Below are 20,042 nucleotides of genomic sequence, written 5' to 3' on the forward strand. Positions count from 1 at the left end.
AGGCCCCATGACCGCCACCGATCCGTGGATACGACGCTTCTTCCCGAGCCCCGACGCCCCCGTACAACTGGTCTGTCTGCCCCACGCGGGCGGTTCGGCGTCCTTCTTCCGGCCGGTGGCCCAGGCGTTGAACCCCGGGGTCGAGGTGCTCTCCGTCCAGTACCCGGGCCGCCAGGACCGGCACAACGAGCCCATGATCGACACCATCGACGGTCTCGCGGACCATGTCAGCCGGGCCGTGACGCGCACGGTGGACCGCCCCTTCGCCCTGTTCGGGCACAGCATGGGAGCGACCCTGGCCTTCGAGGTCGCCGTACGGCTGGAGCGGGCCGGGCGATTCGCCGAGCGGGTCTTCGTCTCGGGGCGCCGCGCACCGTCGTGCCACCGCGACGAGCGGGTGCACCGGCGTGACGACGCCGGGATCATCGCCGAACTGCGCGGGCTCAGTGGCACCGACCAGCGGATCTTCGGAGACGAGGAGCTGATGCGCATGATCCTGCCGGCCCTCCGCAACGACTACCGCGCGGTGGAGACCTACGTATGGGCGTCGGACCACCGGCTCCACAGCCCCCTCACCGCCCTGACCGGAGACGACGACCCCAAGGCGAGCCACGACGAGGTACGCGCCTGGAGCGCCCACACCGCGGGCGACTTCGAGATGAAGCGCTACCCCGGCGGGCACTTCTTCCTCATCGACCACGCGCCGGACGTGATCGGCGTCATCGGCGAGCGTCTGGCCCGGCCCGCCGCCACCCCGCGCTGACTCACCGTCCGTTCAGATAGGCCAGCACCGCCAGCACCCTGCGGTGGCCGCTGTCACCGGTCGGGAGGCCGAGCTTCAGGAACACATTGCCGATGTGCTTGCTGACGGCGCGTTCGGTGACGACGAGGGTCTGCGCGATGGTGGTGTTGTCGTGGCCCTCCGCCATCAGCTTCAGCACCTCGCGCTCGCGCGGCGTCAGCGAGTCCAGGGGCGAGTCCCGGCGCCGGGTGAGCAACTCGGTGACCACCTCCGGGTCCAGGGCCGTACCACCGCCCGCCACCCGGTCCAGCGCCTCCAGGAACTCGTCCACCCGGCCCACCCGGTCCTTGAGCAGATAGCCCACCCCGCCCGCCCCGCCGCCCAGCAACTCGGCGGCGTACGACTCCTCCACGTACTGCGAGAGCACCAGCACGGGCAGCCCGGGAATCCTCTCGCGGGCCTCCAGGGCGGCGCGCAGGCCCTCGTCCCGGAAACCCGGCGGCATCCGGACGTCGAGCACGGCCGCGTCCGGACGGTGCTCCAGCAGGGCAGGGAGGACCTCGGGGCCGGTGCCGGCGACGGCCGCCACCTCATGCCCGGCCGAGGTCAGCAACAGCACGAGCCCCTCTCTGAGCAGGGCGTTGTCCTCGGCGATCACCACACGCACGGCAGCTCCACTTCGATCACGGTCGGCCCCCCGACGGGGCTGGTCACGGTCACGCTCCCGTCCAGGGCGGCGACGCGGCGGCGGATGCCCGGCAGCCCGGAACCGGCACCGGACTCGTCCGCGCCGCCCACGCCCTCGTCCCGGACGACGGCGCGCAGCCCGGTGCGCAGGCGTTCCAGGACGACCGACGCCCGCTCGGCGCCGCTGTACTTGGCGGCGTTGGTGAGCGCCTCCGCCACGGCGAAGTAGGTGGCCGCCTCGACCGCGGCCGGGGCCCGGACCCCCTCGCCCTCCAGACCGTCCACCCGCACGGTCACCTCGAGTCCACTGACCGCGGCCAGCGCCCGCACCGCACCGACCAGACCCCGGTCGGTGAGGATCGGCGGATGGATGCCGCGGACCACGTGCCGCAGTTCGGCCAGCGCCTCCTCGGCCTGGTCCTGCGCGTCGGCCAGCAGCCGCTGCGCGGCCCGCGGGTCACGGTCGTAGGCGCGTACCGCCAGCCCGATCCGCATGGACAGCGCCACCAGCCGGGCCTGCGCCCCGTCGTGCAGATCCCGCTCGATGCGGCGCAGTTCGGCCCCGTGCGCCGCGATCGCGTCCGCGCGGGTGGCGGCCAGCTCCTCGACCCGGGCGGCCAGCCGCGCCCGGGGCGAGGGCTTGAGCAGGGCCTCCGACCAGCCGGCCTCCACATCGGCGAGGCGGGTGATCAACGGCAGGACGAGCGCCTCACGGCGCCACAGCCCGCACCGCACGCCGTCGACGACCAGCCCCAGCGGCCACAGGGGCAGCGCCAGGGCGAGCATCGCGCCGTAGACATACGAGGCCGCCATCCAGCGCAGGTCGGTCAGGGTGCCGGGGTCCCGGACCGCGATCCGCAGCCGCTTGCGCAGCGGGCCGGTGACCGGCTCGTACGCCTCGGGGATCTGCCGGCCCGTCCAGGCGGTCACCAGGGTGCGCTTCGCCCCGGCGATCCGGCGGATCAGCAGCACCGTCTCGGGCAGCAGCCACGCCCCGACGACGGAGACGGTGGCGATCGCCGTGATGAGCAGCACGGTGATGAACAGGTAGAGGCCGAAGGCCAGCAGCGAGGCGAGGAACAGGTGGAGCGTGGCCCGCCCCGCCTGCCCCACCACCCTGCCCCAGCGGGCCGGTTCGGCCACCATCATCCGGGGCGCCGCATGTGCCGGCGGATCCAGGCCGCCTGCCCGCCGTCGACGAGCAGATCGGTGCCGGTGATGTACCGCGCCTCGGGGCCGGTGAGGAAGGCCACGGCGTCGGCGATCTCGCCCGGTGTGCCCGGCCGCCCCGCGCCGCACGCGTCGAGCATCTTGAGCATGTGCCCGTCGGCGTCCGAGTCGGCCTCCGCCTTCGCCATGGCGGTGGCGATGACGCCGGGGCTGAGGGTGTTGACGCGGGCGCCGAGCCGGTTCCACGCGAGGGCGGCGGCCTGCACACGCACGTGGTTGGCGCGCTTGGCGAGGATGTAGGCCGCGGTCGCGTCGTCACCGAGGCCCGTGACGGCGCCAAGACCGAGCAGCTCCTCGGCGGGAGCCGTCGCCAGGGCGGCCTCCTCCTCGGCACTGATCGAGGCCATGTGCCCGGCCAGACTGGCGACACAGACGAGCGAAGTGCCTCTGACGGCCACCTTCTCGAACGCCTCGATCACATACACCGTGCCGAGCAGGTCCACTTCGAGGATCCTGCCGACCGACGCGGTCGCGGCGGCGACCCCGGCGGTGTGCACCACGGCGGTGATCCGCCCCTGCTCCGCCGCGACTCTCGCGAGTTCCTCGACCGAGGCACGGTCGGAGACGTCGGTCGGTATGCCCCGCACCGCGTATCCCTCGGCGCTCAGCTCCGCCACGACCTGATCGAGCCGTTCGCGCGAGTGGTCGGCGAGGATCAGCGTCCGTCCGCTGCCCAGACGGCGCGCGACCGCCGTTCCCATCCCGCCCGCTCCGGTGACGACGACCACGTCGCGCGGGTCGTCCGTACGGTTCTGCATCTGCGTTCTCCTTCGCTGAAAGGGCGGGGGCGACAACGGGGCCGCCCCCGCCGGGAGTCGGGGAACCTGAGGTCAGGCCGCCTCGGTGCCTGCGGCCGGTACGGCGTCGCTCCAGGCCGTTCCGCCCGCGATGGCCTGCCGCCAGCCACGGACGGCCTTGGGCGGCATGCCGACCGCCAGGGCGCCGGTCAGCCGCTCGCCCGTGCGATAGGCGGCCACGAACCTGCGCTCGGCCAAGTCCCCTTCCACTACGGTGACTTCGTCGTGCCCGCGCAGATGGCCGTACGCCTGGATCTTCATGTCGTACTGGTCGGACCAGAAGTACGGCACCGGCGCGAACGGCCTGCGCGCATCCGGTGCGGCGAGCAGATTGCGGGCGGCGGCCATACCCTGCTCGGCGGCGTTCGTACGGTGCTCGATCCGCATCGACGTCCCGAACAGCGGGTTGTCCCAGCGGGCCACGTCCCCGGCCGCGTACACACCCGGCGCGGCTGCGCAGTACGCGTCGCAGAGCACCCCGTCGCCGACCGCGAGCCCGCTGCCCGCCAGCCACTCGGTGTTGGGCAGCGAGCCGATGGCGACCAGGACCGCGTCGGCCTCGACCGGTTCGCCGTCCGCGAGCCGTACGCCCCCGCCGGTCACCTCGGTCACGGTGACGCCGGTGCGCAGCTCCACGCCGTGATCGAGGTGGGCCCGCGAGAGCACCTGGCCGACCTCGCTGCCGACGGCGTGCGCCAGCGGCACGGGAGCCGGTTCCAGCAGGGTCACCCGGGCGCCCAGCCCCTGCGCCACCGCGGCGGCCTCGGCACCGAGGAACCCGGCGCCCACCACGACCAGCCGGCAGCCCGGCCTCAGACGGTCGCGCAGCGCGAGGGCGTCGTCCAGGGTGCGCAGCACGTGGGCGTTGCCGTCACCGGGCAGCCGCCGGGGACGCACCCCGGTGGCCACGATCAGCCCGTCGTACGGCACTCGCTCCCCGTCGGCCAGACACACCGTACGGTCCGTCATGTCCAGCCCGGTCGCCGCCGCTCCCAGCCGCAGGTCGAGGCCGAGGGCGTCGAGGTCGGCGCGCGGACGCAGCGGCAGGCGTTCGACCGGCCACTCGCCGGAGAGGATCTGCTTGGACAGCGGGGGACGGTCGTAGGGGGTCTGCGGCTCGTCACCGACGAGGGTGAGGGTGCCGTCGTAGCCCGACCGGCGCAGGGTCTCCGCCGCCGCGAGCCCGGCCGCGGAGGCACCGACGACCACGACGCGCCTCACGACTCGACCAGCCGGATCGCGGCGGCCGGGCAGATCGCCACGGCCTCCTCCACCTCACCGCGCAGTTCCTCGCCGGGCCGCTCCTCCAGCAGGATCGCGACACCGTCGTCGTCCCGCTGGTCGAAGACGTCGGGAGCGGCCATCACGCACTGGCCCGACGCCACGCACTTCGGTACGTCCAGTTCCACACGCATCGTTGTCACCTCGGTTCTTTCTGAGTGGGGGGATCTGAGGGGGGAGTGGTCACCAGGCCACGGGCAGGCTGTGCACGCCGTAGGTGGTCCCGGTGTGGTCGAACTCCAGGTCCTCGACGGCCGCGTCCAGCCGCAGGGTCGGGATACGGCGGTAGAGGGTGCCGTAGACGACCTGGAGCTCAAGGCGGGCCAGGTTCTGGCCCAGGCACTGGTGGGGGCCGTAGCCGAACGCCTGGTGGATACGGGCCGGGCGGGTGATGTCGAGGCGCTGGGCCTCGGGGAAGACCTCCGGGTCCCAGTTCGCGGCGTGCAGGTCGAAGATGATGCCGTCGCCCTTGCGGATGACGACGTCACCGATCTCGATGTCGTCCTTGGCGACCCTGCGTACGCCGGTCTGGACGATGGACAGATAGCGCAGCACCTCGTCCACCGCGTTCGCGACCAGCTTGGGGTCGTCGGTCTCGCGCAGCAGGGCCAGCTGGTCGGGGTGCTGGAGCAGGGCGAGGGTGCCGAGGCTGATCATCGTGGCGGTGGTCTCGTGACCGGCGATCAGCATCGCGACGCCCATGTGGACGGCCTCGGTGTGCGTCATCTCGCCGGCCTGGACGCGGCCGGCCATCTCCGACAGCACGTCGTCGTCCGGGTCGGCCGTCTTCAGCTCGATGAGGTTGTCCAGGTAGGCGGCCAGCGCGCCACTGGCCTTCCTGGCCTCCTCCGGTGCCGCCGAACCGTCCAGGACCAGGCTGCTGCTGCGCTGGAAGAAGTCGTGGTCCTCGTACGGCACTCCGAGCAGTTCGGCGATGACCAGGGACGGCACCGGCAGCGCGATCGCCTTGAGCAGATCGACCTGGCTGGGACCGGCGAGCATCCGGTCGATGAGGTCGTCGACGATCTTCTGGACCGGCTCGCGCATCTTCTCGATCCGCTTGACCACGAACGGCCCGTTGACGGTCCGCCGCAGCCGCGTGTGCTCCGGGGCGTCCGTGTTGGTGATCAGCCGAGGTGTGACCGGCGCGATCTCCGCCCGGTGCGCGTTGACGTACGGGAAGCCGGGGTCGAGGTCGTCGTCGCTGACGCGGGAGTCGGGCAGCAGGGCCCGCTGGTCGGCGTGACGGGTGACCAGCCAGGGCGTGCTGCCGTTCCAGATCCGCACCTTGGTGATCGGCTTCTCGTCCCGCAGTTCCTGGGCGACCGGGGCCGGGGCCAGCGGGCACTGCGCCGCGCGCGGCAGCGGGTACTCGGGCAGCGGGCCGGTGGCGCCGGTGACGGGGCAGGACAGGGCATCGGACATGACGTCTCCTCGGTGATGTGGGGTGGGGGAGGGGAAGAGTTCGGGCATCGGTATGGAAGCGGAGCGGGCTGACAGCTTCCGGTCAGCTCCCTGACCTCAAGCTGACGTGACTCACGTCACTCGCCGACAGGTGGCGGTGGTTCAGGCGTGGGCCGCATCGCGGTAGTTGGCGACGATCCCGCCGGCCGCTCCGAGCGACACCAGCCCCATGGCGGCAGCGGCGGCGACCGCCTTCACCCCGTCCAGGGCGAAGTACATCGCCACGGCCGCACCGCCGTTGAACAGGAACAGGAACCACAGCGTGCCCGGCCTGGACAGGAAGCCCTTGATCCTCGGCTTCTTCGCGAGCCGCATGCCGGTGACGAGCGCGAGGGCGGACCCGGCGATGGTGACCACGTCCTTCCGGGTGCCGTCGAGGTCGGCACCGGCACCCAGGGCGGCGCCGAGACCGACGGTGAAGAAGCTCCAGAGCAGCAGGTCGGCGACGAACGACTTGACGGTGGTGAGGAACGTAGACATGGAGGTGCCTCTCGAGTGGGAATGCGGGGGAGGGAAGGGTGGGTTCGGCGTTTCCGACCTGCTCACCACGATCCCGTCCGCCGCGTGCCGCGACGAGGGAGCGCGCTCCCGAACCGGGGGTGCAGCCTGCTGCACCACGGCCGTTCAGGGGTCGGCGCCTCAGCGGACGGGCACTAGGAGCGCGCCCCGGAGATCTCCGTCGGTTCAGCGGCTTCGACGGGCTCGGCCGGTTCCTCGGTGGTCTGCCGGCGCGGGAGGAACGAGGCGAGGAAGAAGGCCAGAAGGGCGGCGCCGGCGCCGATGGCCATGACCGTCTTGAAGCCGTTCTCGGAAGGCAGGGCGTGGCCCCCGAAGCCGGTGGTCATCTGCGCCAGGATGACGCCCGCGAGGGCACTGGCGAACGACGTTCCCATGGAGCGCATCAGGGTGTTGAGGCTGTTGGCCGCCGCCGTCTCGGAGGCCGGCACCGCGCCCATGATCAGGGCGGGCATGGCCCCGTAGGCGAAGCCGACACCGCCGCCGATGACACAGGCGACCAGGACGATGTGCCAGACCTCGGACATCAGCGCGAGGCTCAGCCCGTACCCGGCGGCCACGACGACCGCGCCGATCATCAGGGTGATTCTGGGGCCCTTCGCCTTGGTGAGGCCGGCGGACACGGCGGACATGGCCATCATCACCAGCCCCTGCGGGGCCAGGATCAGACCGACGGCCAGCATGGACTTGCCCAGCCCGTAACCGGTCTGCTCGGGCAGCTGCAGGACCTGCGGCAGGACGAGCGACATGGCGAACATCGAGAAGCCGAGCGCGACCGAGGCGAGGTTGGTGAACAGCACCTGGCGGCGGGCGGTGGTGCGCAGGTCCACCAGCGGCTGGGAGGTGCGCAGTTCGTACCGTCCCCACAGCAGGAAGACCAGGACCGCGCCGGCGAACAGACCCAGCGTCGTGCCGCTGGTCCAGCCCCAGTCGCCGCCCTTGGAGACGGCCAGCAGCAGGGACACCAGTGCGGCGGACAGGCCGAGGGAGCCGAGCAGATCGAAGCTGCCGCCGGTGCGGACTGTCGACTCGGGCACGATCAGCACCAGGAGCGCCAGGGCCACGACACCGAGCGCGGCGGAGATCCAGAACAGCATGTGCCAGTCGTAGCGGTCGGCGATGAAGGCGGCCGCGGGCAGGCCGAGGGCGCCGCCGACGCCCAGGGAGGCGCTCATCAGGGCGGTGGAGCCGGCGAGCCGCTCGGCGGGCAGGACGTCCCGCATGATGCTGATGCCGAGCGGGACGACGGCCGCCGCCAGGCCCTGGAGGGTCCGGCCGACGATCATCGGGACGAGCGAGTCGCTCAGGGCGCAGACGACCGAGCCGGACACCAGCAGCACGACGCTGACGAGCAGCATCCGGCGCTTGCCGAACATGTCACCGAGGCGGCCGACGACCGGAGTGGCGACGGCGGCGGCCAGCAGGGTGGCGGTGATCGCCCAGGCGGCGTTCGACGGCGAGGCGTTCAGGAATCCCGGCAGCTCGGGAACGATCGGGATGACCAGGGTCTGCATCAGCGAGACCACGATCCCGGCGAAGGCCAGTACCCCGACCACGGCGTTCGATCTGGGCGGGGCGGACGATCCGCCCTTCGCGTGGCGGGCGAGGGGGTGGGACATGGAAGCCTCCGTGGACGACGGGGGAGTGAGATTGCTTGACTTAGGCAAGCAGATTTCCATTGTCTAAGTCAAGCAACTTTTATATTGCTTAACTCAGGCAAATATGTCTACGCTGGGTGCATGCCCACACCGCATCCAGTGGCGGAGCCCGCCTCGACGGCCCTGGCCGAGATCGGGCAAGCCCTCACGCGCATCACGTACCTGGCCGGCCGGACCCGGCAGCACGAGCGTCTGATGGCCGAGTCGGGACTGAACCTGGACCGGGCCGCCGTGGCGATCCTGACGCACATCGCCGGGAGTGACCCGCCACGCCCCGGCGTGCTGGCCGCCCGGCTGTCGGTGGAGGCCTCCCACGTCACCCGGCAGCTGCGGCAGCTGGAGCGGGCCGGGTATGTCGTCCGCTTCCCCGACCCGGACGACCGGCGCGCCCAGCGCGTCCAGCTCACCGAGGCCGGGCTGGTCGCCGCCGAGCGCATGCGGGAGGTCCGGCGGCGGGGCATGGAGATGGCGCTGTCCGCCTGGCCCGCCGAGGAGCTGCTGCAGCTCGCCGGGTTCCTCCGCCGGCTCCTCGACGACTTCGTCACGCACACCGAGAGCGACCTCGACGCCGGGACCCCGGCACGCGGCTCGGGGGAGCGGCGGGCGTAGGGCCTGTCGTTCGGATCAGTCCGCAGGGAGTCGGTGAGTGACGACAACGCGGCAGATGTGCGTGCCAGACCCCGCGTCCGCGGCGTGATTCGAACGTCAGGCCCTGGGGCACAGAGCCGTCCGGGTCAGCCGGACGCCTCGGCCGGCAGGGGTTGTTCCGCCCAGATCGTCTTGCCCGTGGGGGTCTGGCGGGTGCCCCAGCGGTCGGAGAGCTGGGCGACCAGGAGCAGTCCGCGTCCGCCCTCGTCGAAGACGCGGGCCCGGCGCAGGTGGGGTGCGGTGTTGCTGCCGTCGGACACCTCGCAGATGAGGGTCGAGTCGCGGATCAGCCGCAGCTCGATGGGGGCGCCGCCGTAGCGCAGGGCGTTGGTGACCAGTTCGCTGACGATCAGTTCCGTGGTGAACGCCGCCTCCGTCAGTCCCCAGGAGGCCAGCTGCCCGCCCGCCAGCTTGCGGGCCCGGGCCACCGCGGCGGGGTCCGGTGGCAGCTGCCAGGTGTGCACCTGCCCGGCGCCGAGCGCGGCGGTCCGGGCCAGCATCAGCACGATGTCGTCGGCGGCGCGGCCCGCCAGCACGGTGCGCAGCACCTGGTCGCAGGTCTCCTCCAGTACCTCGGCGGGGCTGCTCAGCGCCCGGCGCAGCAGACCGAGCCCGACCTCGATGTCGTGGTCGGCGGCCTCGATCAGCCCGTCGGTGTAGAGGGCGAGCAGGCTGTTCTCCTCCAGCCGCACCTCGGCCGCTTCGAACGGCAGGCCGCCGAGGCCCAGTGGCGGCCCGGCCGGCAGGTCGAGAAAGCGCACGCCGCCGTCGGGCGTGACCAGCGCCGGCTGCGGATGCCCGGCGCGGGCCATGGTGCAGCGGCGGGACACCGGGTCGTACACGGCGTACAGACAGGTCGCTCCGACCTGCCCCGACGCCTCCGCCGACCGCCCGCGCACCTCCGGGCCCTCCTCCCGGTCGAGCCTCAGGACGAGATCGTCCAGCTGGGTGAGCAGCTCGTCGGGCGCGAGATCGACATCAGCGAGCGTCCGTACGGCGGTCCGCAGCCGGCCCATGGTGGCCGAGGCGTGGATGCCGTGGCCCACCACGTCGCCCACGACCAGGGCGACCCGGGCGCCGGACAGCGGGATCACGTCGAACCAGTCGCCGCCGATCTCCGCCCCGGAACCGGTCGGCAGATAGCGGTAGGCGACCTCCATGGCCGCCAGCTCCGGAGGCCGGTCGGGCAGCAGGCTGCGCTGGAGCGCCAGCGCCGTACGCCGTTCCCGGGTGTAGCGGCGGGCGTTGTCCACGCTCACCGCCGCTCTGGCGACGATCTCCTCCGCGAGCAGCAGGTCGTCCTCGCTGAACGGCTCCGGCGTCCGGTGCCGCAGGAAGTGCACCAGCCCCAGGGTCACCCCTCGGGCGCGCAGCGGGACCATCATCACCGAGTGGATCATGTACTTGGCCACGGACTCGGCGCGGGCGGGCGAGGACCTGATCCACTCCCGCATCCCCGGATCCCCGGGCCGGTGCCGGGTGCCCCGGCCGCCGACCAGCGTCCGCACCGGCAGCGTGCCCACGGGGTAGAGCGTCGTCTCGCCGGAGGGGATCACCGACTCGGGGCAGCCCTCCAGCACCGAGCGCTGCGCGGTGCGCCGCACGGTGACCGGCGCGGCCGGCGGCAGCGGTTCTGGCTCGTCCCCCAGGGCGACGGACTCCAGCAGGTCCACGGTGACGAAGTCCGCGAACCCGCTCACGGCCACCTCGGCCAGTTCGTCCGCCGTCCGGGCCACGTCCAGGGTGCTTCCGATGCGGAGACTGGCGTCGTTGAGCACCGCCAGCCGGCGGCGGGCCCAGGACTGCTCCGTGGTGTCGAACACGGTCGCGGACAGCCCCTGGACCCTGCCGGTCTCGTCCTTCAACGGCGACATGTACATGGACCAGGCATGCGGCCGGGTCTCACCCGGGGCCTGGCCGTGCTCCTCGTGGAAGATCGTCTCGCCGGTGCGCAGGACCTCCCGCTGGAGGCGGTCGTACTCGTCGAAGGGCCAACTGGGCTGGATCTCCCACAGCGTCAGGCCCTTCATCTCCTCCTCGGTCCGGCCCATCATCTGCGTCATGACCTCGTTGGCGGCCACGAGCCGGGCCTCGACGTCGTAGACGGCCACCGGTACCGGGAGCTGGGAGAGCGTGAGGTCCCACAGGGGCACGGTCCCGTGCTCGGGCCGCCGCGCCGTGTGCACCGGTGCGGCGCCGGTCACCAGCCAGAGCCGACGGTGGCCGGCATCCGTCAGGGGCGTGCCCTGCAGCAGGACCACGACACGGTCGCCGTCCCGGTGCCGGAGCGCCACCTCACCGGCCCACCGCTGCCCGGCGGCCACATGCCGCCGCGTGGATTCCGGGAGGTCGGCGGCGAGCAGTTCGCCGACGGCCCTGCCCACGATCTCGGCGGCGTCGTATCCGACCAGGCGGCGAGCGCCGTCGCTCCACACCATGATCGCCCCACGGGCGTCGACGACGACCGCGAGGTCCTCCGGTACGCGTCCCTCCACGGTGCCTCCGGGTGTGACGCCCTCGCCCTCGCTGGTTCCCCGGCCTTCTTTTCGGGGAGGGCCGTCGGGTACCCCGTTCCGGCTTTCCCCTACCCTCCCGTCGCCTGCGGGAGTGTTCTCAGATGGCCGCGCGAATCGCCCGCTCGAACCCCTCGACATGGCCGCGGGCGAGCTGTGCCGCCTTCTCCGGTTCACCCGCCACGATGGCCTCGATCAACGGCCCGTGCTCCTCGACGTGGCCGGCCATGTCGGACAGACGGTCGAGGAACAGGCACCAGATGCGGGTGGCGAGGTTGTCGTGGCGGACGAGGGTGTCCTCCAGGTAGGGGTTGTGCGCGGCGGCGTAGACGGCGCGGTGGACCCGGAGGTCCAGGTGCATGAGCCCGGTGTCGTCGTGCCGGCCGGAAGGGGCGCTCGCCAGCTCCTGCCGCAGGGCCGTCAGGGCCGCCCGGTCCGCGGCCGTGGCGCGGCGCGCGGCCTGGGCGGCGGCCAGCGGCTCCAGCTCCTGGCGCACCTCGGAGATATGGGCCAGGTCCGTGATGTTGACCTCGGTGGCGAAGGTGCCGCGCCGGGGGTAGGTCGTGATCAGCCGCTCGTACTGGAGCCGCTTGAGCGCCTCGCGCACCGGTGTCCGTCCGACGCCGAGGGACTGTGCCAGCTGCTCCTCGTGGATCGGCGCGCCCGGGCGGATCTCGAGCATGACGAGTCGGTCGCGGATGGCGCGGTAGGCCCGCTCGGCGAGCGACAGCTCCTCGCCCCCGGGCGCTCCACCGCTCGGCTCTCCGCCTTTGGGCTCGGTCGCCAGCTGCTGCATGAATGCCCCCTTGACCTGTCCGGCGAGCTCCCATACCGTACCGCAGAGTCTGATATATCAGTTGCGCATTAGTCGGCTACCAGGATGGTGCACACATGGCAACCAGCCCGTCGGCCAGTACACTCGCCTCCCCCCTCGCCCTCCCGCTCGGTGAACTCGACCCGGCCGTCGCCGCCGCGGTCGACGCCGAGCTGCACCGGCAGCAGTCCACCCTCGAGATGATCGCCTCGGAGAACTTCGCCCCGGCGGCCGTCCTGGAGGCCCAGGGCTCGGTCCTGACCAACAAGTACGCCGAGGGCTACCCGGGCCGCCGCTACTACGGCGGCTGCGCGCACGTCGACGCCGTCGAGCGGCTGGCCATCGCCCGGGTGACGGAGCTGTTCGGCGCCGAGCACGCCAACGTCCAGCCGCACTCCGGCGCCCAGGCCAACGCCGCCGCGATGTCCGCGCTGCTCGACCCGGGCGACACGATCCTCGGGCTCGACCTGGCGCACGGCGGCCATCTGACCCACGGCATGCGCCTCAACTACTCCGGCAAGCTGTACGGCGTCGTGCCGTACCACGTGCGCGCGTCCGATTTGCGCGTCGACATGGACGAGGTTGAGCGACTCGCCCTCGCGCACCGGCCCCGGATGATCGTCGCCGGCTGGTCGGCCTACGCCCGGCGGCTGGACTTCGCCGCGTTCCGGCGGATCGCCGACCGGGTGGGCGCGTATCTCCTGGTGGACATGGCGCACTTCGCCGGGCTGGTTGCCGCGGGCCTCCACCCCAGCCCGGTGCCGTACGCCGACGTCGTCACGACCACCACGCACAAGACCCTCGGCGGCCCGCGCGGCGGTGTGATCCTCAGCCGCGCCGGCCTGGCCAAGAAGATCGACTCGGCGGTCTTCCCCGGCCAGCAGGGCGGCCCGCTCCAGCATGTCATCGCGGCCAAGGCGGTCGCCTTCAAGGTGGCGGCGGGGGAGGAGTTCAGGGAACGCCAGCAGCGCACCCTGCACGGCGCCCGCATCCTCGCCGGACGGCTGCTCGCCGACGACGTAGCCGAGGCCGGGATCACGGTGCTCACCGGCGGCACCGAGGTCCATCTGGTCCTCGTCGACCTGCGCAACTCCGCGCTCGACGGGAAGCAGGCCGAGGACCGGCTGCACCGCGTCGGCATCACCGTCAACCGCAACGCGGTGCCGTTCGACCCACGCCCGCCGATGGTCTCGTCGGGGCTGCGCATCGGCACCCCGGCGCTGGCCACCCGCGGCTTCGGCGACGCGGAGTTCCGCGAGGTCGCCGACATCATCGCCCAGGCCCTGAAGGGCGAACAGCCCGAGGACGCACTGCGCGCCCGGGTCGGCAGGCTCGCCGCCGCCTTCCCTCTCTATCCCCACCTGTCCCACGCGAACGGAGGCGCGGCATGACCGCCCAGCCGCTGCCGGAGCACCCGGACTTCCTGTGGCGCACCCCCGAGCCGCGCTCCTCGTACGACGTCGTCATCGTCGGCGCGGGCGGCCACGGCCTGGCCACCGCCTACTACCTCGCCAAGAACCACGGCATCACCAACGTCGCCGTCCTGGAGAAGGGCTGGCTCGCCGGCGGCAACATGGCCCGCAACACCACGATCATCCGCTCCAACTACCTCTGGGACGAGAGCGCGGCGATCTACGAACACGCGCTGAAGCTGTGGGAGCGGCTCCCCGAGGAGCTGGACTACGACTTCCTGTTCAGCCAGCGAGGCGTCCTCAACCTCGCGCACACCCTCCAGGACGTCCGCGAGGGCGTGCGCCGGGCCAACGCCAACCGCCTCAACGGAGTCGACGCCCAGTGGCTCGAACCGGACGAGGTCGCCAAGGTCTGCCCCATCCTCAACGTGTCGTCCCGCACCCGCTATCCGGTCCTCGGCGCCACCTTCCAGCCCCGGGCCGGCATCGCCAAGCACGACCACGTCGCCTGGGCGCTGGCCCGCCGCGCCGACGAGCTGGGCGTGGACCTGATCCAGGGCTGCGAGGTCACCGGCTTCCTCAAGGACGGCGACCGCGTCGTGGGCGTCGAGACCAACCGGGGCCGCCTCCACGCCGGCCGGGTCGGCCTCGCGGCGGCCGGGCACAGCAGCGTGCTGGCCGAGCGGGCGGGCGTACGGCTGCCGGTGCAGTCCCATCCGTTGCAGGCGCTGGTCTCCGAGCTGCACGAGCCGGTCCACCCGACGGTGGTGATGTCGAACCACGTCCATGTCTACGTCTCCCAGGCCCACAAGGGCGAGCTGGTGATGGGCGCGGGCGTCGACTCCTACAACGGCTACGGGCAGCGCGGCTCCTTCCACGTCATCGAGCGGCAGATGGCCGCCGCCGTCGAGCTGTTCCCCGTCTTCGCCCGCGCGCACGTCCTGCGCACCTGGGGCGGGATCGTCGACGTCACCCCGGACGCGTCCCCGATCATCGGCCGGACCCCCGTCGAGAACCTCTACGTCAACTGCGGCTGGGGCACCGGCGGTTTCAAGGCCACCCCGGCCGCCGGCTGGACCTTCGCGCACACCCTCGCCACCGGCGAGCCGCATCCGCTGAACGCCCCCTTCGCCCTCGAACGCTTCACCACGGGCGCCCTGATCGACGAACACGGCGCGGCGGCCGTGGCCCACTGAGGAGGACACCGTGCTGCTCATCACCTGCCCCTGGTGCGGTCCGCGCGACGAGACCGAGTACCACTACGGCGGCCAGGCCCACGTCCCCCACCCCGAGAACCCGGGCGAGCTCACCGACGAGCAGTGGGCCGCGTACGTCTTCTACCGGGACAACCCCAAGGGCCCCTTCGCCGAACGGTGGATGCACACCATCGGCTGCCGCCGCTGGTTCAACGTCCTGCGCGACACCGCCACCCACGAGGTGCTGACCTCGTACCGCCTCGACGAGCCCCGCCCCGGAGGGAACCGATGACCGACCAGCGCTTCCGGCTCCCGCAGGGCGGCCGTGTCGACCGCGGCACCGTGCTGCGGTTCACCGTCGACGGCCGGGAACTGACCGGCCACCCCGGCGACACCCTCGCCTCGGCCCTGCTGGCGAACGGCCTCGTCGAGGTCGCCCCGTCCCTCTACCGGGGACGCCCGCGCGGCATCGTCGCCGCGGGGCCCGAGGAACCCAACGCCCTGGTGCAGCTCGACGGCCCCTGCTCGGAGGGCATGCTCCCGGCGACGACGGTGGAGCTGTACGACGGCCTGTCCGCCCGCACCCTGTCGGGAATGGGCCGGCTCGACCCGACCCCCGACCCCGCCGTCTACGACAAGAAGTACGCACACACCGATGTCCTGATCGTCGGCGCCGGACCGGCCGGACTCGCGGCCGCCGCCGCTGCCGCCGGTTCCGGCGCCCGGGTGGTCCTCGTCGACGACCGGCCCGAGGCCGGTGGTTCGCTGTTCTCCGAACCCGAGTGGGTCGCCGACGTCCGGGCGGCCCTCGACGCCGCCCCGGAGGTCGTCGTGCTGCCCCGCACCACGGCCTTCGGCTCCTACGACGACAACTACGTGCTCGCTCTCCAGCGGCGCACCGACCACCTGGGAACGCTGGAAGACGTCTCCCGGCAGCGGCTGTGGCACATCCGGGCCCGTCAGGTGGTCCTGGCGACCGGCGCGCACGAGCGTCCGCTGGTCTTCGCCGGCAACGACCGGCCCGGGGTGATGCTCGCCGGGGCCGTGCGGACGTACCTCAACCGGTATGCCGTGGCCCCGGGTTCGCGGGCCGTGGTGAGCACGACCAACGACAGCGCCTACGACACGGTCGCCGATCTGCACGGCGCGGGCATCCCCGTCGCCGCCGTCGTGGACGCGCGCGCCGAGCTGTCCTCCCGGGCCGCCGAGGTCGCCGCGGCGACCGGGGTGCGGGTGCTGACGGGCAGTGCGGTGGTCGGGACCGAGGGGGACGGCCGGATCACGGGTGTCACCGTCCGGGCCCTCGACGGGGGTGAACCGGAGTCGTTCGACTGCGACCTGCTGGCCGTCTCCGGCGGGTGGAGCCCGGTGGTGCATCTGCACAGCCAGCGGCAGGGGCGGCTGCGCTGGGACGAGGAGCTGGTCGCGTTCGTCCCCGAGGGCGCCGTACGGGATCAGCAGGTCGTGGGGGCGGCGCGGGGATCGCACGACCTCGACGACTGCCTGGCCGAGGGAGCGCGGGCGGGTGCGCGGGCCGCGACGGAGGCCGGGTTCCCGGTGCGGGTGCCGCCCGCTCCGCCCGAGCCGACGCGGCCCGAGGTGCGCGCCCTGTGGCTGGTGCCCGGTGGTGACTCCTGGGACACCCACTTCGTCGACCTGCAACGCGATGTCACCGTCGCCGACGTCCTGCGCTCGACCGGGGCCGGGATGCGGGGCGTCGAGCACATCAAGCGCTACACGTCGCTCGGCACGGCGGGCGACCAGGGCAAGACGTCCGGTGTCAACGCGATCGGGGTGATCGCCGAGATCCTCGGCGGTTCGCCGGGCGAGATCGGCACCACGGCCTACCGGGCGCCGTACACACCGATCGCCTTCGCCGCACTGGCCGGGCGGGACCGCGGCGAGCTGTTCGACCCGGAGCGCACCACCTCGATCCACGGCTGGCATGTCGCGCACGGCGCGGAGTTCGAGGACGTCGGGCAGTGGAGGCGCCCCCGCTACTACCCGCGGCACGACGAGGACATGGACACGGCCGTGGCCCGGGAGTGCCGGGCGGCCCGCGAGGGAGTGGCGTTCATGGACGCCTCCACCCTCGGCAAGATCGAGATCCGGGGCGCGGACGCGGGCGAGTTCCTCAACCGCGTCTACACCAACGCCTTCAAGAAGCTGAAGCCCGGCACGGCCCGCTACGGCGTGATGTGCAAGCCCGACGGCATGATCTTCGACGACGGCGTCACGCTGCGCCTCGACGACGACCGCTACTTCATGACCACCACGACCGGCGGCGCCGCCGGGGTCCTGGACTGGCTGGAGGAGTGGCTGCAGACCGAGTGGCCCGAACTCGACGTGCACTGCACCTCGGTGACCGAGCAGTGGGCGACGATCGCCGTCGTGGGCCCGCAGTCGCGCGAGGTCCTCGCCCATCTCGCCCCCGACGTCGACCTGTCGAACGAGGCCTTCCCCTTCATGGCCTTCCGCGAGACGACCCTGGCCTCCGGTATCCCGGCCCGCATCTGCCGGATCTCCTTCTCCGGTGAACTCGCCTACGAGATCAATGTCTCCGCGTGGTACGGCCTCGCGGTGTGGGAGGAGGTGGACGCGATCGGTCGGCCGTACGACATCACCCCCTACGGCACCGAGACCATGCACGTCCTGCGGGCCGAGAAGGGCTACATCATCGTCGGCCAGGACACCGACGGCACCGTCACCCCGCAGGACGCGGGCATGTCCTGGGTGGTCTCCCAGCGGAAGGACTTCATCGGCAAGAGGTCCTTCGCCCGCGCGGACACCTCCCGCACCGACCGCAAGCACCTGGTCGGCCTGCTGCCGAGCGACCGTACGACGCGGCTGCCCGAGGGCACCCAACTCGTCGCGCCGGACGTCTCCTTGGAGACGGTGCCCGTGCCGATGCTCGGCCATGTCACCTCCAGCTACCACAGCCCGGCCCTCGGCCGCCCCTTCGCCCTGGCCCTCGTCGCCGACGGGCGGTCCAGGATCGGCGCGACCCTGCTCGCCCCGGTGGGCGAGGTATTGGTGCCCGTCGAGGTGGCCGACTGCGTCCTCTACGACCCCGAAGGGACCAAGCGAGATGGCTGAGCAGACGAACGACACAGGCCCGGTGGCCCTGCGCAGAAGTCCCCTCGCGCATCTGGAGGACCGGATGCGGGCCGCCGCGGTCACCGGCGCCCGGGGAGTCACGTTGATGGAGCGGCCGTTCCTCACCATGGTGAATGTGCGCGTCGCCCCCGCTTCCGACACGGCCGGGCGCATCGAGAAGACCCTGGGGGCGCGACTCCCGCGCGAGTGCGGCCACACCACCGCGTCCGGCCCGCACACGGCCGTCTGGCTGGGACCCGACGAGTGGCTCGTCGTCTCCCGGGCCGACGGGACCGCCCTGACCGCCGAGTTGCGGGAGGCACTCGGGGGAGACCCGGGCTCGGTCGTGGACGTCTCCGCCAACCGCACCACGCTGGAGCTGCGCGGCCCGTCCGCCCGCCAGGTGCTGGAGAAGGGCTGCCCCCTGGACCTGCATCCCCGGGCCTTCGGTCCGGGCCGGGCGGTGTCGACCACGGTGGGCCCGGTCGCGGTGCTGCTCCGGCAGCTCGACGACGCGCCCGCCTACCACCTGCTTCCGCGCTCCTCGTTCGCCGACCACCTGGGGCGCTGGCTCATCGACGCGATGAGTGAGTTCCGCGGCGCGGAGGTGCCCTGATGAGCACGTCACCCCACACCGAGCACGTCCTGACCCTCGACTGCCCCGAGGCTCCCGGCATCGTCCACGCCGTCTCACGGTTCCTGCTGGAGCACGGCAGCGACATCATCGACAACCAGCAGTTCGGCGACCGCCGCGACGGACACTTCTTCATGCGGGTGCGCTTCGCCGCCACCGCCGACGAGACCGCGACGGAGACTCTGCGCCGCGACTTCGCCGCCGTGGCCGCCCCCTTCGCCATGCGGTGGCACCTCGAACCCGTCAGCACACGGCGCCGGGTGCTGGTCATGGTGTCCCGCTATGGCCACTGCCTCAACGACCTGCTCTTCCGCGCCCGCAGCGGTGACCTGCCCGTCGACGTGGTCGCGGTGGTCTCCAACCACCGCGACCACGAGGCGCTCGTCACCTGGCACGGCATCCCGTTCTTCCACGTCCCGGTCACCGCCGCGACCAAGCCGGAAGCGGAGGCCCGGCTCCTCGGCCTCGTCGACTCGTTCGACGTCGACCTGGTCGTGCTGGCGCGCTACATGCAGGTCCTCTCGGACAGCCTGTGTTCTCGGCTGGCCGGACGGGCGATCAACATCCACCACTCGTTCCTGCCGAGCTTCAAGGGAGCCAAGCCCTACCACCAGGCCCACGAACGCGGCGTCAAACTCGTCGGGGCGACGGCCCACTACGTCACGGCCGACCTCGACGAAGGCCCGATCATCGCCCAGGAGGTCAGGGACGTCGACCACAGCCACACCCCCGAGAACCTCGTCGCCATCGGCCGGGACGCGGAGTCGGCGGCCCTGGCCCGGGCGGTGCGCTGGCACTGCGAGGGCCGGGTGTTCGTCCAGGGCAGACGTACGGTGATCCTCCGCTGACGCCCGCGGACCTGTCTCAGCTCGGGTTCACACGGATCAGGGTCTGCTGCCCGCTCGCGACGAGCCCGGTCCGGCCGTCCTGGACGCCGAACACCTCCAGCCGGCACACGGTCAGCGTCCGCCCGGACTTCAGGACCGTACCGACCGCTTCGAGGTGGTCACCGACGGCCGGGGCGAGGAGGTTGATCTTGTACTCGACGGTGAGCACGTCCGTGCCCTCGGGGAAGAGGGTGAGCGCCGCGTAGCCGCCGGCGCTGTCCGCGATCGCGCTGGTGGCGCCCGCGTGGAAGTAGCCGTGCTGCTGCGTGACTTCCGGGCGGCCCGGGAGCTCGATGTGGACGCGGCCGGGCGCGATCCGCGTGATCCGGGCACCCAGATGCGCCATCAGCCCCTGCCGCCCGAAGCTCTCGCGGATCCGGGCCTCCGTCTCCGGGCTCGCCTGCTCCTGCTGCTCCTGCTGTTCCACGTGCTCTCCTTCGGGCGGACATCGCGGGGTTGCGCACCAG

General features: G+C 72.3%; 19 protein-coding genes. 8 read left to right on the top strand and 11 right to left on the bottom strand.

Annotated features, from left to right (window positions below):
• The first annotated feature begins 7 nt into the window (after positions 1-7).
• The gene (locus tag ACFT4A_RS01905; RefSeq protein ID WP_382825021.1) at positions 8-763 is read left to right on the top strand and encodes a thioesterase II family protein; all 756 of its coding nucleotides are present in this window, start codon (positions 8-10) and stop codon (positions 761-763) included.
• A gap of 1 nt (position 764) precedes the next feature.
• On the opposite strand, the gene ACFT4A_RS01910 is transcribed toward ACFT4A_RS01905, so the two are convergent.
• From ACFT4A_RS01910 to ACFT4A_RS01945, 8 genes are all read right to left on the bottom strand, one after another.
• Positions 765-1,409: a LuxR C-terminal-related transcriptional regulator gene (locus ACFT4A_RS01910; RefSeq protein ID WP_382825023.1), complete on the bottom strand. Its 645-nt coding sequence runs from the start codon at positions 1,407-1,409 to the stop codon at positions 765-767.
• Positions 1,397-2,578 carry a histidine kinase gene (locus tag ACFT4A_RS01915; protein WP_382825024.1) on the bottom strand — a complete coding sequence of 394 codons (1,182 nt, stop codon included), beginning with the start codon at positions 2,576-2,578 and terminating at the stop codon, positions 1,397-1,399. The genes ACFT4A_RS01910 and ACFT4A_RS01915 overlap by 13 nt, the downstream gene beginning before the upstream one ends.
• Positions 2,575-3,417, bottom strand: a complete 843-nt coding sequence (locus tag ACFT4A_RS01920; RefSeq protein ID WP_382825026.1) for an SDR family oxidoreductase — start codon at positions 3,415-3,417, stop codon at positions 2,575-2,577. Before ACFT4A_RS01920 ends, ACFT4A_RS01915 begins: the two co-directional genes overlap by 4 nt.
• 72 nt (positions 3,418-3,489) lie before the next feature.
• Positions 3,490-4,677, bottom strand: a complete 1,188-nt coding sequence (locus ACFT4A_RS01925; RefSeq protein ID WP_382825028.1) for an NAD(P)/FAD-dependent oxidoreductase — start codon at positions 4,675-4,677, stop codon at positions 3,490-3,492.
• Positions 4,674-4,871, bottom strand: coding sequence for a ferredoxin (locus ACFT4A_RS01930; protein ID WP_184599145.1), 198 nt, complete (start codon positions 4,869-4,871; stop codon positions 4,674-4,676). The genes ACFT4A_RS01925 and ACFT4A_RS01930 overlap by 4 nt, the downstream gene beginning before the upstream one ends.
• Before the next feature lie 49 nt (positions 4,872-4,920).
• Entirely contained in the window at positions 4,921-6,162 is a 1,242-nt protein-coding gene (locus tag ACFT4A_RS01935) for a cytochrome P450 (RefSeq protein ID WP_382825030.1), read from the bottom strand.
• A 141-nt stretch (positions 6,163-6,303) separates the two neighbouring features.
• On the bottom strand, positions 6,304-6,681 hold the full coding sequence (locus tag ACFT4A_RS01940; RefSeq protein WP_382825032.1) for a hypothetical protein: 378 nt from the start codon (positions 6,679-6,681) through the stop codon (positions 6,304-6,306).
• A 173-nt stretch (positions 6,682-6,854) separates the two neighbouring features.
• The gene (locus ACFT4A_RS01945) at positions 6,855-8,336 is read right to left on the bottom strand and encodes an MFS transporter (protein ID WP_382825034.1); all 1,482 of its coding nucleotides are present in this window, start codon (positions 8,334-8,336) and stop codon (positions 6,855-6,857) included.
• 120 nt (positions 8,337-8,456) lie between these two features.
• On the opposite strand from ACFT4A_RS01945, the gene ACFT4A_RS01950 reads away from it, so the two are divergent.
• Positions 8,457-8,984, top strand: a complete 528-nt coding sequence (locus tag ACFT4A_RS01950; protein ID WP_382825036.1) for a MarR family winged helix-turn-helix transcriptional regulator — start codon at positions 8,457-8,459, stop codon at positions 8,982-8,984.
• A gap of 125 nt (positions 8,985-9,109) precedes the next feature.
• On the opposite strand, the gene ACFT4A_RS01955 is transcribed toward ACFT4A_RS01950, so the two are convergent.
• On the bottom strand, positions 9,110-11,518 hold the full coding sequence (locus ACFT4A_RS01955) for a SpoIIE family protein phosphatase (RefSeq protein ID WP_382825038.1): 2,409 nt from the start codon (positions 11,516-11,518) through the stop codon (positions 9,110-9,112).
• Between the two features lie 118 nt (positions 11,519-11,636).
• Positions 11,637-12,332 (bottom strand): GntR family transcriptional regulator, encoded by a 696-nt coding sequence (locus ACFT4A_RS01960; protein ID WP_382825040.1) that lies wholly within the window; start codon positions 12,330-12,332, stop codon positions 11,637-11,639.
• A gap of 95 nt (positions 12,333-12,427) precedes the next feature.
• Between ACFT4A_RS01960 and glyA the strand changes: the two genes are divergently transcribed.
• The 6 genes from glyA to purU are packed head-to-tail and all read left to right on the top strand — an operon-like array spanning position 12,428 to position 19,536.
• Positions 12,428-13,741, top strand: a complete 1,314-nt coding sequence (gene glyA / locus ACFT4A_RS01965; protein WP_382825042.1) for a serine hydroxymethyltransferase — start codon at positions 12,428-12,430, stop codon at positions 13,739-13,741.
• Complete coding sequence (locus ACFT4A_RS01970) at positions 13,738-14,958, top strand: sarcosine oxidase subunit beta family protein (RefSeq protein ID WP_382825044.1); 1,221 nt, start codon at positions 13,738-13,740, stop codon at positions 14,956-14,958. Before glyA ends, ACFT4A_RS01970 begins: the two co-directional genes overlap by 4 nt.
• Before the next feature lie 10 nt (positions 14,959-14,968).
• Complete coding sequence (locus ACFT4A_RS01975; protein ID WP_382825046.1) at positions 14,969-15,250, top strand: sarcosine oxidase subunit delta; 282 nt, start codon at positions 14,969-14,971, stop codon at positions 15,248-15,250.
• The gene (locus ACFT4A_RS01980; protein ID WP_382825048.1) at positions 15,247-18,054 is read left to right on the top strand and encodes a sarcosine oxidase subunit alpha family protein; all 2,808 of its coding nucleotides are present in this window, start codon (positions 15,247-15,249) and stop codon (positions 18,052-18,054) included. The genes ACFT4A_RS01975 and ACFT4A_RS01980 overlap by 4 nt, the downstream gene beginning before the upstream one ends.
• Complete coding sequence (locus ACFT4A_RS01985; protein WP_382825050.1) at positions 18,047-18,670, top strand: sarcosine oxidase subunit gamma; 624 nt, start codon at positions 18,047-18,049, stop codon at positions 18,668-18,670. Before ACFT4A_RS01980 ends, ACFT4A_RS01985 begins: the two co-directional genes overlap by 8 nt.
• Positions 18,670-19,536, top strand: coding sequence for a formyltetrahydrofolate deformylase (gene purU, locus ACFT4A_RS01990; RefSeq protein WP_382825052.1), 867 nt, complete (start codon positions 18,670-18,672; stop codon positions 19,534-19,536). The genes ACFT4A_RS01985 and purU overlap by 1 nt, the downstream gene beginning before the upstream one ends.
• Positions 19,537-19,552: 16 nt before the next feature.
• On the opposite strand, the gene ACFT4A_RS01995 is transcribed toward purU, so the two are convergent.
• Entirely contained in the window at positions 19,553-20,002 is a 450-nt protein-coding gene (locus ACFT4A_RS01995) for a PaaI family thioesterase (protein ID WP_382825053.1), read from the bottom strand.
• Positions 20,003-20,042: the final 40 nt, after the last annotated feature.

The organism is Streptomyces sp. NPDC057099 (assembly GCF_042671245.1).
GTDB lineage: Bacteria > Actinomycetota > Actinomycetes > Streptomycetales > Streptomycetaceae > Streptomyces > Streptomyces purpurascens.

Coding starts and splice junctions, on each gene's coding strand:
- purU (WP_382825052.1), top strand. CDS start 18,670: ATGAGCACGTCACCCCACACCGAGCACGTCCTGACCCTCGACTGCCCC.
- ACFT4A_RS01920 (WP_382825026.1), bottom strand. CDS start 3,417: ATGCAGAACCGTACGGACGACCCGCGCGACGTGGTCGTCGTCACCGGA.
- ACFT4A_RS01960 (WP_382825040.1), bottom strand. CDS start 12,332: ATGCAGCAGCTGGCGACCGAGCCCAAAGGCGGAGAGCCGAGCGGTGGA.
- ACFT4A_RS01905 (WP_382825021.1), top strand. CDS start 8: ATGACCGCCACCGATCCGTGGATACGACGCTTCTTCCCGAGCCCCGAC.
- ACFT4A_RS01950 (WP_382825036.1), top strand. CDS start 8,457: ATGCCCACACCGCATCCAGTGGCGGAGCCCGCCTCGACGGCCCTGGCC.
- ACFT4A_RS01985 (WP_382825050.1), top strand. CDS start 18,047: ATGGCTGAGCAGACGAACGACACAGGCCCGGTGGCCCTGCGCAGAAGT.
- ACFT4A_RS01935 (WP_382825030.1), bottom strand. CDS start 6,162: ATGTCCGATGCCCTGTCCTGCCCCGTCACCGGCGCCACCGGCCCGCTG.
- ACFT4A_RS01930 (WP_184599145.1), bottom strand. CDS start 4,871: ATGCGTGTGGAACTGGACGTACCGAAGTGCGTGGCGTCGGGCCAGTGC.
- ACFT4A_RS01915 (WP_382825024.1), bottom strand. CDS start 2,578: ATGATGGTGGCCGAACCGGCCCGCTGGGGCAGGGTGGTGGGGCAGGCG.
- glyA (WP_382825042.1), top strand. CDS start 12,428: ATGGCAACCAGCCCGTCGGCCAGTACACTCGCCTCCCCCCTCGCCCTC.
- ACFT4A_RS01945 (WP_382825034.1), bottom strand. CDS start 8,336: ATGTCCCACCCCCTCGCCCGCCACGCGAAGGGCGGATCGTCCGCCCCG.
- ACFT4A_RS01980 (WP_382825048.1), top strand. CDS start 15,247: ATGACCGACCAGCGCTTCCGGCTCCCGCAGGGCGGCCGTGTCGACCGC.
- ACFT4A_RS01970 (WP_382825044.1), top strand. CDS start 13,738: ATGACCGCCCAGCCGCTGCCGGAGCACCCGGACTTCCTGTGGCGCACC.
- ACFT4A_RS01940 (WP_382825032.1), bottom strand. CDS start 6,681: ATGTCTACGTTCCTCACCACCGTCAAGTCGTTCGTCGCCGACCTGCTG.